General features: G+C 70.4%; 11 protein-coding genes, 1 tRNA gene and 1 pseudogene. 5 read left to right on the forward strand and 8 right to left on the reverse strand.

The genetic code is table 11. From position 1 onward, the window contains the following. Nucleotides 1-12 precede the first annotated feature (12 nt). Entirely contained in the window at nt 13-933 is a 921-nt protein-coding gene (gene pheA, locus F4562_RS16140; RefSeq protein ID WP_184537147.1) for a prephenate dehydratase, read from the forward strand. 178 nt (nt 934-1,111) lie between these two features. After that, a complete protein-coding gene (gene serS, locus F4562_RS16145; protein WP_184537144.1) occupies nt 1,112-2,374 on the forward strand; it encodes a serine--tRNA ligase in 1,263 nt (420 codons plus the stop codon). A gap of 692 nt (nt 2,375-3,066) precedes the next feature. Here the strand turns inward: serS and F4562_RS16150 are convergent. Next, entirely contained in the window at nt 3,067-3,270 is a 204-nt protein-coding gene (locus tag F4562_RS16150; RefSeq protein ID WP_179821289.1) for a cold-shock protein, read from the reverse strand. A gap of 237 nt (nt 3,271-3,507) precedes the next feature. On the opposite strand from F4562_RS16150, the gene F4562_RS16155 reads away from it, so the two are divergent. Further along, nucleotides 3,508-4,356, forward strand: coding sequence for an HAD family hydrolase (locus F4562_RS16155; protein ID WP_184537142.1), 849 nt, complete (start codon nt 3,508-3,510; stop codon nt 4,354-4,356). A gap of 168 nt (nt 4,357-4,524) precedes the next feature. Here the strand turns inward: F4562_RS16155 and F4562_RS16160 are convergent, their stop codons facing one another. Continuing rightward, on the reverse strand, nt 4,525-5,037 hold the full coding sequence (locus tag F4562_RS16160) for a bacterial proteasome activator family protein (protein ID WP_184537140.1): 513 nt from the start codon (nt 5,035-5,037) through the stop codon (nt 4,525-4,527). A 4-nt stretch (nt 5,038-5,041) separates the two neighbouring features. Further along, nucleotides 5,042-5,998: an NAD(P)H-quinone oxidoreductase gene (locus F4562_RS16165; RefSeq protein ID WP_184537139.1), complete on the reverse strand. Its 957-nt coding sequence runs from the start codon at nt 5,996-5,998 to the stop codon at nt 5,042-5,044. A gap of 138 nt (nt 5,999-6,136) precedes the next feature. Here F4562_RS16165 and F4562_RS34240 point away from each other — a divergent pair, with 138 nt between their 5' ends. Then, the gene (locus F4562_RS34240) at nt 6,137-8,866 is read left to right on the forward strand and encodes a nucleotide-binding protein (protein ID WP_311733778.1); all 2,730 of its coding nucleotides are present in this window, start codon (nt 6,137-6,139) and stop codon (nt 8,864-8,866) included. A 143-nt stretch (nt 8,867-9,009) separates the two neighbouring features. Continuing rightward, a tRNA-Ser gene (locus tag F4562_RS16175) sits at nt 9,010-9,098 on the forward strand. Between the two features lie 207 nt (nt 9,099-9,305). On the opposite strand, the gene F4562_RS16180 is transcribed toward F4562_RS16175, so the two are convergent. From F4562_RS16180 to F4562_RS16200, 5 genes and pseudogenes are all read right to left on the reverse strand, one after another. Continuing rightward, complete coding sequence (locus F4562_RS16180) at nt 9,306-10,676, reverse strand: tyrosine-type recombinase/integrase (RefSeq protein WP_184537137.1); 1,371 nt, start codon at nt 10,674-10,676, stop codon at nt 9,306-9,308. Further along, complete coding sequence (locus F4562_RS16185) at nt 10,673-10,843, reverse strand: helix-turn-helix transcriptional regulator (protein ID WP_184539413.1); 171 nt, start codon at nt 10,841-10,843, stop codon at nt 10,673-10,675. The genes F4562_RS16180 and F4562_RS16185 overlap by 4 nt, the downstream gene beginning before the upstream one ends. Before the next feature lie 14 nt (nt 10,844-10,857). Next, nucleotides 10,858-12,588: a replication initiator gene (locus tag F4562_RS16190; protein WP_311733777.1), complete on the reverse strand. Its 1,731-nt coding sequence runs from the start codon at nt 12,586-12,588 to the stop codon at nt 10,858-10,860. Next, nucleotides 12,585-12,770: a hypothetical protein gene (locus F4562_RS16195; protein ID WP_184537129.1), complete on the reverse strand. Its 186-nt coding sequence runs from the start codon at nt 12,768-12,770 to the stop codon at nt 12,585-12,587. Before F4562_RS16195 ends, F4562_RS16190 begins: the two co-directional genes overlap by 4 nt. Continuing rightward, nucleotides 12,770-14,211: pseudogene (locus F4562_RS16200) on the reverse strand (FtsK/SpoIIIE domain-containing protein). Before F4562_RS16200 ends, F4562_RS16195 begins: the two are co-directional and overlap by 1 nt. Nucleotides 14,212-14,248: the final 37 nt, after the last annotated feature.

Consider the following 14,248-nt stretch of genomic DNA (forward strand, 5'->3'; position numbering starts at 1 on the left):
TAGCCTGTGGTCATGCCCAAACTCGCCTACCTGGGACCGGAGGGCACCTTCACCGAAGAGGCCCTGCGCGTCCTCGCACCGGACGCCGAGCGTCTGCCCAGCTCGAACGTCACCGCGGCCCTCGAAGCCGTCCGGCGCGGCGACGCCGACGGAGCCGTCGTGCCGCTGGAGAACTCGCTCGAAGGCGCCATCACCACCACCCTCGACGAGCTCGCCTGGGGCGAGCCGCTGATCGTCACCGCCGAGCTGCTGCTGCCCGTCGACTTCTCCCTCCTGGCACGCCCCGGCACCGAGGTCGGTCACATCAAGCGGGTCTTCACCCACCCGGCGGCCATCACCCAGTGCCGGAACTTCATCGCGCGTGAGCTGCCCGACGCCGTCGTGGTGGCCGCGCCGTCGACCGCCGCCGCCGCCCAGGAGGTCTCCCTCCCCGGCTCGCCGTACGACGCGGCCATCGCCGCACGCATCGCCGGTGAGCACTACGGCCTGGTCGAGCTCGCGACCGGCATCGGCGACCGCGCCGACACCGTCACCCGGTTCGTGCGGGTCTCCCCGCCCGGCCCGCTCCCGGCGCCGACCGGTGCCGACCGCACCTCCCTCGTCGTCTTCCTCACCGACGACCACCCGGGTGCGCTGCTGGAGATGCTCACCGAGTTCTCCGTCCGGGGCGTCAACCTGACCCGGATCGAGTCGCGACCCACCGGCGACGGCATCGGCCGTTACTTCTTCCACTTCGACCTGGAGGGTCACGTCGCCGACGCCCGGGTCGGGGAGGCGATCTCCGGCCTCCACCGCATCTGTGCCGACGTGCGATTCCTCGGCAGCTACCCGCGTGCCGACGGTCTCGCCCCACAGGCCAAGCGCGGCACGACCGACGTCGACTTCGCCGAGGCCGCCGGTTGGCTGACCCGGATCCGCACCGGCCGGGTCTGACCCCGGCGTGGCCTGGGCAGGGCCTGGGGCCGAGTTCGGTTTCGGGGCCGGCCGCCGGATCCGCCCGCCGGGTCAGGGGCCGGCGGGCAGATCTCCCCGCCGGGTCCGGCTTGCGGGCGTGTCCGGCTTCGTGCTGATCCGGGCGCGGGAGCGGGCCGGGCATCGGTAGCCTTGTGGTGTGATTGACCTGCGTACCCTTCGTGAGGATCCCGACCGGCTGCGGGCATCGCAGCGTGCCCGCGGCGAGGACGACTCCGTCGTCGACACGCTGCTCGACCTCGACGGGCGGCGGCGCGGTGCGCTGAGTCGCTTCGAATCACTCCGCGCCGAGCAGAAGACCGTCGGCAAGTCGGTCTCCCGCGCCGCGGGAGAGGAGAAGGCCGCCCTGCTGGAGCGGGCGAAAGACCTCTCGGTGCAGGTCAAGGCGGCCGAGGCGGAGGCGGAGAAGCTGGCCGCCGAGCTCGACGAGTTGATCTACACGGTGCCCAACCTGGTCGAGGAGGGTGCGCCGCCCGGCGGTGAGGACGACTACGTCGTGCTGGAGGAGGTCGGTGAGAAACCGTCCTTCGACTTCGAACCCAAGGACCACCTCGAGCTCGGCGAGCTGCTCGGCGCGATCGACATGGAGCGCGGCGCGAAGGTCTCCGGCTCGCGCTTCTTCTTCCTCAAGGGCGTCGGCGCCAGGCTCCAGCTCGGCCTGCTCAACATGGCCATGCAGCAGGCGATCGAGGCCGGGTTCATCCCGATGATCCCTCCGGTGCTGGTCAAGCCCGAGTCCATGAAGGGCACCGGCTTCCTCGGCGCCCACGCCAGCGAGGTCTACCACCTGCCCGAGGAGGATCTCTTCCTCGTCGGGACGAGCGAGGTGCCCATGGCGGCCTACCACGCGGACGAGATCCTCGACGGCGCCGCCCTGCCCTACCGCTACGCCGGCTGGTCCTCGTGCTTCCGCCGCGAGGCGGGCTCGTACGGCAAGGACACCCGAGGCGTCATCCGGGTCCACCAGTTCGACAAGGTGGAGATGTTCTCCTACATCCGTCCCGAGGATGCGCGGGCCGAGCACCTGCGGCTGCTGGAGTGGGAGAAGGAGATGCTGGCCAAGGTCGAGCTGCCCTACCGGGTGATCGACACCGCGGCCGGAGACCTCGGCACGTCGGCCGCGCGCAAGTACGACTGCGAGGCGTGGGTGCCCAGCCAGGGCCGTTACCGGGAGCTCACCTCGACCTCCAACTGCACCGACTTCCAGGCGCGCCGCCTCGGCGTGCGTTACCGCGACAAGGACGGCAAACCGCAGCACGTGGCCACGCTGAACGGCACGCTGGCCACCACCCGCTGGATCGTCGCCATCCTGGAGAACCACCAGCAGGCCGACGGCTCCGTCGTCGTCCCGAAGGCACTCCGTCCCTACGTCGGCCTCGACGTGCTGGAGCCCGTCAAGTAGCCGTTCCGCCCGTCACGGGCGGCTCCCGCCCGTGACGGGTGCTCTGCCCGCCGCGGGCATTCTGCCCCGGTACGGGGCTCTCGCCCGTGACGGGAGAGGGCCGCCACGGACGCCTCGCCGGATGCCCGGTGGGGCGTTCTCACATCCGGGACCGTCCGGGCGTGTCCGGGCGTGTCCTGGGTCACTGAGTACACGCCGGGTGTGCGCCGGGCCCGCGTCGCGGGCCGACGGCGTCCCGTGTCCACGACGCCGCAGGAGGGCCGGTGGCGGGTCCCGGCGGGTATCCCCGGACGCTCCCTCCGGCTCGGGCTCTCACGATCGTTCTGAGGGGCACGGAGGTATGCGGGAGATGGCGGGGCCGGAGGGAGGCTCTGAGAGGTCGCCGGGAATGCTGAGAGGCGCCGAGGGTGTCCGAGCACGCTGGGGACGCTGAAGAGGTGTCCAGGAGGCGTTGGAATGCGACCGAAGGCGTGAGGAGCACCGAGAGGCGCTGAGCGGCACGGAGCGGCACTGAGCGGCACTGAGCGACGCCGGGAGGCGGCCGAGAGCGCCTGAATGCGGCCGGGAGGCGCTGAGAGGCGCTGAAGCGCGACCGAGGGCGGGTCGCCGCGTGCGCGCCGGCGCCGGGAACGGGAAAGGCGGGGTTCGCGTGAAGCGAACCCCGCCTTCCCGACCAACCAGAGGTCTATGCGTCAGACGGCGCGGACCTGTGAGGCCTGCGGGCCCTTCTGACCCTGCGTGATCTCGAACTCGACCCGCTGCCCGTCCTCAAGGCTCCGGTAGCCGGAGCCCTGGATCTCGGAGAAGTGCACGAACACGTCCGGTGCACCGCCGTCCGGTGCGATGAAGCCGAAGCCCTTTTCAGCGTTGAACCACTTGACGGTTCCCTGAGCCATTAAAGCTCTCCTCAGGATTTGAAACTTCGGGATTCACACCTCATGAACCCCATGTGTCGTACAGCGGGCCCCGGGGTGGCTCAGTCAAACTGGGTTTTCACAACGGGATTCAGCTAATACAACGCCATCACATCTAACACTATCTGGCGGGCGGGTGTTCCCGCCATCAGGAAGATTCCTCGGAGAGGATCCCCGGCACCGCCGTTCCCGGCATCACGGTGCAGACTGGGACGTGTTATGCGAAGCCCCAGACTGGTCGCCACCGACCTCGACGGCACCGCTCTGCGCTCGGACGGCACCGTCTCCCCCCGGACCGCGGCAGCTTTTTCGCTTGTGGAGAACGCCGGCGCCACGCTGGTCTTCGTGACCGGCAGACCGCCCCGCTGGATGCATGCGGTGGCGGGAGCGGTCCGCCACCGTGGGCTGGCCATATGCGCCAACGGTGCCCTCGTCTACGACCTGCACACCGAGCGGATCGTCAAATCCCACCTCATCCCCCCAGATGTGCTCGAAGAGGTCGTGCGACGACTGCGGGAAAAGATGCCGGAACTTGCCTTCTCCGTGGAGTACGAGGGCGGATTTGCCCATGAATCGGACTTCCGTCTCGGTAGATGGGACAGCGAGGTGGTCGCCGGACTCCGGGTGGGGACGGCCACACTCACCTCTCAGCCCTGCGCGAAACTGCTCGCGCTTCACCCCGGAATGGACCCGGACCTCCTCCAGAGGGTGGTCCTCGGCCTGGTGGGCGACCTGGTCACCCCCACCCACTCCAGCGGACGGGCACTGATCGAGATGAGCGCGCACGGTGTGACGAAGGCGTCGGCCCTGGCCGACCTGGCGCTGACGCTGGGAATCGACTCCGCGGACGTGGTCGCCTTCGGTGACATGCCCAACGACCTGCCCATGCTGCGCTGGGCCGGCACCTCGTACGCCGTCGCCAACGCCCACACCGAGGTGCTGGCCGCGGTCGACCACGTGACGGCGGCCAACAACGACGACGGGGTCGCCAGGGTCATCGAGAGGCTCTACGGGCTCCGAGGGGCCCTGGAGATCCGGGACATCCCGGATGGGCCGGCCGGTCCCTGACGGGCCGCACGCCGGTCCCGGGTGGGCCTCCCCCGGGACGGCCCACCCCGGGAGGCTCTCCGCATGACGACCGATCTCCGGTGAGCCGCACGGCCGGCCCCCGGAGGCTTCCCCGGGGACCGGCCGGTGAGGCAGTTCGGCGAACGGGCGGACGACAGGCCGCGACGCCTACAGGTAGGGGCCGCTCTGGTGCTGGCCCTCCGACGGCTGCTGTTGGATGGAGATCCCGCCCGGCAGCGCCCGGCGCATGTTCTCCAGCTGGGCACGGGCCGCCATCTGCTGGGCGAAGAGCGTGGTCTGGATGCCGTGGAACAACCCCTCAAGCCAGCCGACCAGCTGGGCGTGGGCGACCCGCAACTCCGCCTCGCTCGGAGGGGTGCCGTTGTCGTCGGTGAACGGCAACGACAGGCGCTCCAGCTCCTCCACCAACTCCGGCGCCAGGCCGTCCTCAAGCTCCTTGATGGAGCTCTGGTGGATCTCCTTGAGGCGCTTACGGCTGGCCTCGTCCAGGGGGGCCGCCCTGACCTCCTCAAGGAGCTGGCGGATCATGCTCCCGATACGCATCACCTTGGCCGGTTGCTCGACCAGCTCGGTGATCGACCGGCTCTCACCGTTCTCGTCGGACTGAGAGCCCTGCGGACCCACGACCACAATGTGCGGAGTGCTCTCCTCAGCGTTCATAGCCTCAACCTACTAGCAGGATTTTCCCAACGTGGTCGCCGGACTCCAGGATCCGGTGAGCTTCGGCGGCGTCCGCCATGGGCACCCGGGCGTACACCACCGGCTGGACCGCCCCCGCGTCCAGCAGCGGCCAGACGTTGTCCACGGCGCTTCGCACGATCGCCCCCTTCTCGTCGACGGGCCGCGCGCGCAGGGTCGTGCCGTGCACCGAGGCCCGCTTCACCAGGAGGGAACCCAGATCCAGCTCACCCGCCGCGCCGCCCTGCAGGCCGATCACGACAAGTCGTCCGCCCGTCTTGAGAGCCTTGACGTTCCCCTGGAGGTATTTGGCGCCCATGATGTCGAGGATCACATCCGCTTCGACCGTCTCGGCGAAGTCCTCCCGCCGGTAGTCGATCCCCTGGTCGGCACCCAGCTCCAGGCAGCGGGCGATCTTCTCCGGTGATCCGGCGGTGACGACCACGCGCGAACCGAACGCCTTGGCCATCTGCACGGCCATCGTGCCGATCCCGCTGGCGCCGCCGTGAACCAGGAGGGTCTCTCCCTTCCGCAGCCGCCCCGTCATGAAGACGTTCGACCAGACCGTGCACACCGCCTCGGGCAGCGCCGCCGCCTCGACGAGGTCCATCCCCTCCGGCACCCGCATGACCTGCTGCCAGGGTACGGCGACCTTCTCCGCGTATCCGCCGCCGCTGAGCAGCGCGCACACCCGGTCACCGGGTGCGAAGCCCTCGACGTCCGCTCCGACCTCGCTGACGACGCCGGAGCACTCCAGACCCGGATACGGTGAGGCACCGGGGGGCGGGTCGTAGAAGCCCAGCCGCTGCAGCACGTCGGCTCTGTTGACCGCCGAGGCGGCCACATCGATGAGGACCTCCCCGGGCCCCGGCCGGAGATCTGGGACCTCCCGCCACTGGAGGACTTCCGGTCCGCCTGGTTTATCGATCACGATGGCGTGCATGTGATCAAAGGTATCCGCCGGGCGTCGGCAGGTGTCCGCTGGGCGCCAACTTGGTGGATGCACGCGTCGACATGAACACAGGGCGTTAACCTGCTATGTGTTTGCTGCCCTTTTATGCCCATCCCGAGGGGGAACACGGTGGCAAGACACGATCGTGAGGAATCTCTCGAGGAACAGCTGGCCTGGCTCGATGCCATCAAGGAGCAGGAGGACGAGCCCGAGCTGGTGGTGCCGGTCACCGTGGTGGAAGACACGGTCGTCTCGCCGTACCCCAAGGATCCGTGGAGCCTGGTGCCGGCCGAGCCCGACGCGACGTCCTCGCCGCTCTTCCGTGCGGCCGCCGACTCCGCCCACCTGCCCGGAGGGCCGGACGCACCCTCGGCCGCCCGGCAGGCCGAGGAGGCCGACGCGGCCGAGTGGCTGGAGGCGTCCGACACGGCCGGTTCCTTCGTCGTGCCCGCGCCGACCTCCGGAACCGACGACAACGAAGGCTTCCTCGCGCCGCTGAAGCCCCTGCCCCGTAACGATCCCGGTGAGCCTGCCGGCTACGGCCCGGGTGACTCCGGCGACTACGGTCCGGGTGATTTCACCGAGCCCCGGATCCGCACGCCGCTCAGCGAACCCGGTCAGGAGCCGTCGTCCCGAGGGCTGTTCGAGCAGCCCAGGCGTTCCGGTGAGCCCTCCCGCGCCGATCAGGACCCCGGTTTCGGGCAGAGCTCCGATCGAGATCGCAGCTCCGTGCCCGAACCGGCCGTGCCCGAGGCCCAGGAGACCGGCCGGTTCTCCTTCGGCGGTCCCGACGCCGGCGGCGGTGACACCCAGCGCTTCTCCTTCGGCAGCGCCGGTGGGGGCGACACCCAGCGCTTCTCCTTCGACGGTCCCGACCTCGGTGGTCTTGACCTCGGCGGTTCCGAACTCGGTGATTCCGGCACCGGGCGGTTCTCCTCCGGCGGCCGGGGCCGCGGACGCCCGGCCGATGAGGCGGACCTTCCCTCCGGCCTGCCCGGTGCTCCGGCTGGCGGCTCCCCGGCTTCGGGTTTCCCGAGTGCCGAGCCCGTCTCATTCGCGTCCGGCGAAACCGGCTTCAACGCCGGCGATCCGGCTCTCCGCGACGCCGCCCCGGAAGCACGCGGTGCCGACGCGGGGCTGCGGGATTCGAAACCGGTTTTCGGCGCCACGGACCCGGGGCTCGGCGGTACGGGCCGCGAGGGCGACCGGATCACCTTCGAGTCGACCTTCGAGCCCGCCACGCCGTTCACGACACGAGAGCCCTCCCGGGACGATTTCCCGGGAGGAGAACCCTCCAGGCAGGAGGAGGGACGCCTCGAACCGGCCGCCCCCACCTCCGCGCCGGAGGCGGCACCGGAATACGAGACGTTCCGGACGGAGCCCCCCGAGCCGTTCAGGGCCCCACCCGCCGAGGCGTTCGAACCGTTCCGCTCCACCCCGGCCTCCGGCGCCGACCGGTCGAAGCCGCCCACGGTGGAGCGATCCGCCCCCGGCTCCTTCGGTTCCGCCGGTACGCCCGCGCCCGACATCTCCGACTCTCCGGAACCTTCAGCTCCGGCTGAACCTGAGGCTTTCTCTGGTTTCTCCGGGTTTTCCGCCTCGTCGAGCTTCACACGCGACCGCGAAACGGCCTTCCCGCCCGGCCGGGCCGCTTCCGCCCCCGATCCGGACGCCGCTTCTCGCCGGGCGGCTCCCGCTTCCGACCCGGATACCGCTTCTCGCCGGGCCGCGTCCGCCTTCGATCCGGACGCACCCGCCTCCGCCGAGGAGACCCCTGCCCCGTCCGGGGAACGGGCGGACGCCTTCGCTCCCATCCGGGACACCGCCGAGCCGGCCCGGGAGCCGTACCAGGCACGGCGTCGCCAGTCGGCCCCGCCGCCCGCCTTCCCCCCGTCCCGGCAGCAGGGGACGGGTGCCCCCCGTCCGTCGGCCGACAGCCTGGACCCCGACTCGCTGCTGCGGGGCCGTCGCAACGCGCCTTCCGGGGGCTGGCGCAAGCTGGTGTACAAGGCGTCGGCGGGTCTGATCAAGCCCGGTGAGTCGCCGGAGGTCCGCCGTCGCCGCGAGTTGATCACCCGCGCCCGCACCCCGGTGGCCACCGGCCACCACCGCGTGGCGGTGCTCAGCCTGAAGGGAGGCGTCGGCAAGACCACCACCACGGTCGGGCTGGGTGCCACCCTGGCCCAGGTCCGCGGTGACCGCGTCATCGCAGTCGACGCCAACCCCGACCGGGGAACCCTGTCGGACAAGGTCGAGCTGGAAACCTCCGCGACCGTCCGCGACCTGCTCAACGAGCGCCAGCAGATCAGGCGCTACGTCGACATCCGGGCCTTCACCTCGCAGGCGCCGTCCCGCCTGGAGATCCTCGCCTCCGACCGCGACCCGTCGGTCTCCGAGGCGTTCGGCGCCTCCGACTACCAGGCGGTCGCCCAGGTTCTGGAGAACTTCTACTCGATCTGCATCACCGACTGCGGCACCGGCCTGCTCCACTCGGCCATGTCGGGTGTGCTGGGACTGGCCGACCAGCTCGTCCTGGTCAGTTCCCCGTCGGTGGACGGCGCCCGCGCGGCCTCGGCGACCCTCGACTGGCTGGAGGCCCACCACTACGAGAACCTCGTCCGTTCCGCCACCGTGGTGCTGTGCAGCGTCCGTCCCCGGTCGAAGTCGACGGTCGACCTCGACCGCCTGGAGGCCCACTTCGCGGCCCGCTGCCGTGCGGTCGTCCGTGTCCCCTACGACCCGCACCTGGAAGAAGGTGCGGAGATCGACCTGGAAAGGCTCCAGGCCGCCACCCGTGACTCCTATCTCCGTCTGGCCGCTTCCGTGGGCGACGGCTTCGCCGGCGGCCCCCAGACCTGACCCGCGGTCTCGCAGGCGCCTCGTCTTCTCCGTCTTCTCCGGAAGCCTGTCTCTCCGGAAGACGAGGCGCCTTCGAGTCCCGGGCACGCCCGGGGCAATGAGAGACTAAGGTGCAATCTGACGCGTTCGGAGAACGCGTCCCAGGAGAGCTCGCCTAGTGGACGATGGCGGCGGTCTTGAAAACCGCTAGGGCTGGTGACAGTCCTCGTGGGTTCGAATCCCACGCTCTCCGCCGACCTTGAGAAACGGCGTCTGACCAGGGGGTTTCCCCGGGTGGGGCGCCGTTGATCGTTTCCGGGGTGTGCAGCGGTAGGCCACTGTGAGCGGCTCTCGGCCGGTGTTCGCGGAATATACGCGGAATGATCTTGGCGGTGTTTTCCCAGGTAGACCGGAAAAGCAGAAGGGCCCCGGTCCCCGGAGCTCCTCCACCACGCGTCCCTCACAGGGTCAGCGCGCCATCAATGCGATGGTTCGCCCGCTCTGTGCCGCCATCGATGCATTTCGCGTAGACCTTGAGCAGCACGTCCACCCCGTGCCCCGCCCGTTCGGCCACGTCGGGGGCCGCCACCCCGGCGTTGAGCCACAGACTCACGGCCGCGTGACGCAGGTCGTACGGGCGGGCCGCCAACGGGGACGCCTGCTGTTCTGGAGTCAGGGCGAAGGCCCGCGCCGCCTTCCACGCCTCGCAGTAGGTCCCGATGGAGATCACCCCGCCGCGCGAGGTCCGGAACAGCCGGCCGTCCTCATGGGCGCCGAACTCGTCGAGGTGCTCTCGCAGGACGGCCACCAGTTCCGGCGGGATGGGCACCGGACGGCCCTCACCCTTTGCCCGGTGCTTGAGTCCGCGTTCGTCGTGAGCCTTGCCGCTGTCGGTCCACTTCTTGTTAGCCTGAGGCTTGGACTTGGCGAGGATCAGCCGGCCCCACCCTCTCTCAGGAAGGTGGCAGTCCTGCCTACGGAGCCCGAGCGCCTCGGCCGGACGCAGGCCGGCGAAGTACAGGCAGGCGAAGAACCCGCGCAGGTGCCGGCCCCGGTCGAGCCGTCCGACATAGGTCACCGCGGTGAGCAGCTTCCGTGCCTGGGCCGGGTTGACCACCACGCGCCGATCCACCACCTCACGGACCTTCGGGGGTTTCCATGCCTTCACCTTGTCGATCGGGTTGGCGGGCAGCTCCTCCAGGTCCACGGCGTACTGGAGAGCGTTGTAGAAGACCGATCGCTTACGGGCGATCGTGGTAGCGGCGGCGGCCCCACCGTCGAGCCGGAGCGTCAGCGCGTCCAGGCCCAGTCGTACGTTCCGGATCTTGGCCAGATCCGAGACGCGGAGCGAGTGACGTTCGAGCCAGGCCAGCGCCGTACGAATCTCTTGCGGACGGGGAAGCTTCCGAGCGGCGGGAGGAAGAGCAAACTGCCGAAGAGCCTCCCGCAGCAGACGCGCGTCAGGCCGGCTCGGAGCGTCCTCGTCAACGAGCGCCGGAGTCACGGTCGCCAGGGCGTCGGTGAGGCTGTCGCGTGTCTTGGCCGCCGCGTGGGACCACTTCATGTCCACGTACGCCATGGCGAAACTGAACCACGTCACCGCGTTCTTGACCGCCAGCAGGGAGAGCGGGAGACCCGTCTCCACATCGAAGGCTTCACCCCGCTTGGCCGCCTGGCGCAGGTCCGACAGGAAGCTCTCGGCGAGCGCCTTCGTCCGCAGGGTCTTGGACCTCTCCTGGCCGCCCACCTTCCAGCGGACCACGTAGGAGGGGGTCTTGCTGGAGGCGTTCCGGCGGATCTCCCAGAACTTCACGTCATAGGAGGCGTTCACGCCGCCTCCCGCAGGGTCTCCAGCCAGGCGGTGAACTCGCTGCGCCAGACGCGGATCTCGCCGTTCGGGAGCTTGATCCCCTGCGGAGCGTGGCCGATCTCCCGCCAGCGGTAGAAGGTACGCCGGGACACCCCGCCGAGCTCGTCGAGGATCTCGGGAACGGTCATCAGTTCGTCCTTCTTCACGCCGCCTCCCGGAGTTCGACTGCCGAAAGATCTCGTCCCTCTGCTCTGGCCCGGAGTTCGTCCAGACGTGCCTTGGTGCGGTGCCGGTTGGCGACCTCGCGCAGCAGGCGTTTGGCCAGCGGGGTGCGGGTCGGGTCCTTGGCCGAGACCGGCCGCCACACGTAGCGGTGCGGGTCGGTGGGGGTGTCGTCGGGCAGGCCGAGCATGTCGAGCACCCAGGCCCGGCGGTCGGCCTTGTGTTCGCGGAGGGTCTTGTTGGACCACTTGCGGGAGACCAGGACCCGGCGTCCGGCGTAGCCGAGGTGTTCGGGTTTGTGTGCCTTGCCCTTGCACCGGCCCGGGACCATCCCGGCCTTGGCGCCCTTGGGCTGGATGCCGTACCGCAGCCAGTTCGCGCACGTCGGCGAGCAGGGTTCGTAGCGCAGCGCCTCGACCATCCGGGCGGCGTGGTCGCGGCGGGCCGGATCGTCGGTGGACGGGTCGTCGGGGTCGAGGGGGTCGCCGAGGTTCTTGGTGAGGTACTTGGTCAGGTAGCCGATGCGCGTGTGGGCGTCCGGTGATCCGGCGACGAGGCCCTGAACGTCGACCTGGGGGCCGAAGCGCACCACGTGCAGGGGCTCGGCGTCCTCGTCGGCGTCGAGCCGGTCGAGGGCTTGGTCCCAGGTGGGCAGCAGTTCCCCGGTGGCCGGGTCGAGGTAGTCGCCGGCCTGTCCGTCCGGGTAGGCGGCGCCGTCGGGCAGGTCGGCCCGTTCCGTCCAGATTGGCAGGTGCTCGCCGTCGAAGCGGACCTCGTCGACGGCCGGCCACCACACCTGGTGGTAGGTGGCCGCGGCGATGGCCTTGATCTCGGCGCGGGGCAGGGTGCCGCGGATGGCCATGTGCAGGTGCGGGGCGAGGCGTTTCTGGGGTTCGACGGTGGCGAAGTACTGCACGTCATAGCCCGCCACTCGCCGCAGGTTCTGCACGAACCGGTCGACCAGTTTGGCGAAGTGCAGCGCGTCGCGGGCGGCTCGGGCGTAGTCGTAGGTGGCCGGGTCGACCGGCACCCCGCGCCCGGACTGGATCTTGCCGTAGGAGGGCAAGGTGAGGGTGACGAACAGCGAGGGCCGATACACCCGCCCGTCCGGGGCGATGAAGGTCCGGCCCAGGGTGGTGTTCTGCTTGGCGCGCCGAGGCAGGTCCGGGGCGTCCTGACGGCGCCGGGTGGAGCGGGAACGGCGGGGCGTGGCCCGGCCACCGGTGACGGTGCCGCGCATGCCGGCGGCGTTGATCTCCGCGTCGATGCTCTCGATGGCCGCGTCCCAGTCAGCGACCTGTTCGTGTTCTCCGGCCTGTTCGGCCGCATCGCGCTTGGCCTGCACGTCGGCGCGGAACTCGATCAGCCACCGCTGATCCTCGGTGGAGGGGTGGGGGTCGGCGACGGGCTCGTGGTCCAGATGCCAGCCTTCCCGGCACTGTGCGCGGCGCAGCTGCTGGTTGCGCTTGGCGCACGGCGGGCACTTGGCCTCCTGGGTGGTGCCGCACGGGATGTTGAACGTCTCGCTCTGCCCGGTGTTGGTGTCGAGGCGGCGCATCTCGACGGGGCGGATGCACACCCCGTTGAGCTTGGCCACCTCGATGGCCACATCCAGGGCCAGGGGCAGGGTCTCGCGGACCAGACGGGGCAGGGTGCGGTCGGCGCCGTTGGGGGTCTCGGGGGTGGACGGGTGGGTGAGAACGTCGATCACGCGGCCTCCTCTCGGTCGGATGCGTCGGCGGTGAGCCGGTAGGCGTCGCGGTAGGGGTCTTTGCGGATCCGGACATCCCGCAGGACGAGGAAGAGCGGGTGAGCGGGAGCGCACAGGAACAGGTCCGGGTCCTGGCGAAGCCGGTCGATCTGTGCGCGGGTGCCCTCGATGACGATCCTCATCAGGCCCCCTCACCCGGCAGGGACGGCGTGGCGCCGGTGAAGACGGCGACCATGTCGCGGATGTCGGCGTCGGACACGTAGGCCGCGCGGACCCGGATCGGGTCGGGGGAGGTCTCCAGCCGCACATACGCCACGCCGGCGCCCTGGGCGGGGATGGGAGAGATGTGGTCGGCCAGCGCGCCCCGGTCCCGGGCGCCGTCACCGAGCACCATGTCGACCTGCTCGGACTCGTCGAGGCGCAGGGCGATCTTGTCGGGGAACAGGTTGCGGATGCTGAGCACGTCCTTGCGCGGGTCCTGGAGGGCGGCCAGGACGCCGACGCCGACCGCGCGGCCCTGGGTGGTGAGGGTGGCCAGCGCGGCGGAGATGCGCAGCTTGAGGCCCTTGTCGGATTGGTAGGCGGTCAGGAATGCCACCTCGTCGACCACGACCAGGACGAACGGGTCCTCGGTGGTGGGGGTGTGGGTGCGCTGGAGGCCGGCGAACCGGTCGGCGCGGTCCTGCATCACCGCCACCGCGGCTTCCAGCAGGTCGGCGCAGGCGCCCGGGGTGGCGGCGTACCGGTCGCCGAACAGGTCTCGGCCGAAGGACAGTTCCATCCGCTTGGGGTCCAGCGCCCAGACCTCGACGAGGCCCGCGCGCACGGCCGGGAGGAGGCCGCGGATGGTGGACCAGAGGATGGAGCCCTTGCCCGCGCCGGTGGCGCCGGCGACCAGGACGTGGGTGCCGTGGACCTTCAGCCGCCAGGGGTGCCGTCCTCGCACCGGCCGATCTCCACCGGCCCGACCGAGACCTTGTCCGGGATGGGCAGGGCGGGCAGCGGGACGGCGAGTGGGTCTTGCCGGGGGAAGACCAGTGATAACCGGCCGGAGCGGGCGATGGACACCCGGCAGGTGGTGGCGCCGAAGCCGTGCGCGAGGTGGTCGACGCGGTCGGCCCAGTCCTTGACCGACTGGCCGGTGAGCATCCGTACGGTGACCAGGTCGGCCCAGGAGGTGCAGGTGACGTGGGCCAGGCGGGGCAGGTAGTCGCGGCCGTGGATGCGCCGCCCGAGCCCGGAGACGATCATCACGGGTTGCCAGTGCCGCCGGTACACCCAGATCCGGCGCCAGAAGGCCAGCAGCCGCCAGCCGACCAGGCGCAGGAACGAGGCGCGCGCGAGAAGGAACCAGGCGGTGAGGCCGACGAGGACCACGGCGACCAGGCCTAGGGCCCACGGCCAGCCGGAGAACCAGCCGAGCGCGGCGGGCACGGCGACGACGGCCGCGGCGATCGGGTGGCGCCAGATGACCCGGATCAGCCCGGCGAGCATGCGCCAGGCGAAGATGAGGACGGTGATGATGGCCGGGGTGTGCAGTACGGCCGGGCGGAACACCACGGCGGTGTCGGGGGTGGTGGTGACGAGGTGTTGCGCCTCGTCACCGGGCAGCTTTTTGAACATTAGGCTGGTGCCTTCTTCCTTGGATTCGCGTGCGAGG

The organism is Streptosporangium becharense (genome assembly GCF_014204985.1).
Taxonomy (GTDB): Bacteria; Actinomycetota; Actinomycetes; order Streptosporangiales; family Streptosporangiaceae; genus Streptosporangium; species Streptosporangium becharense.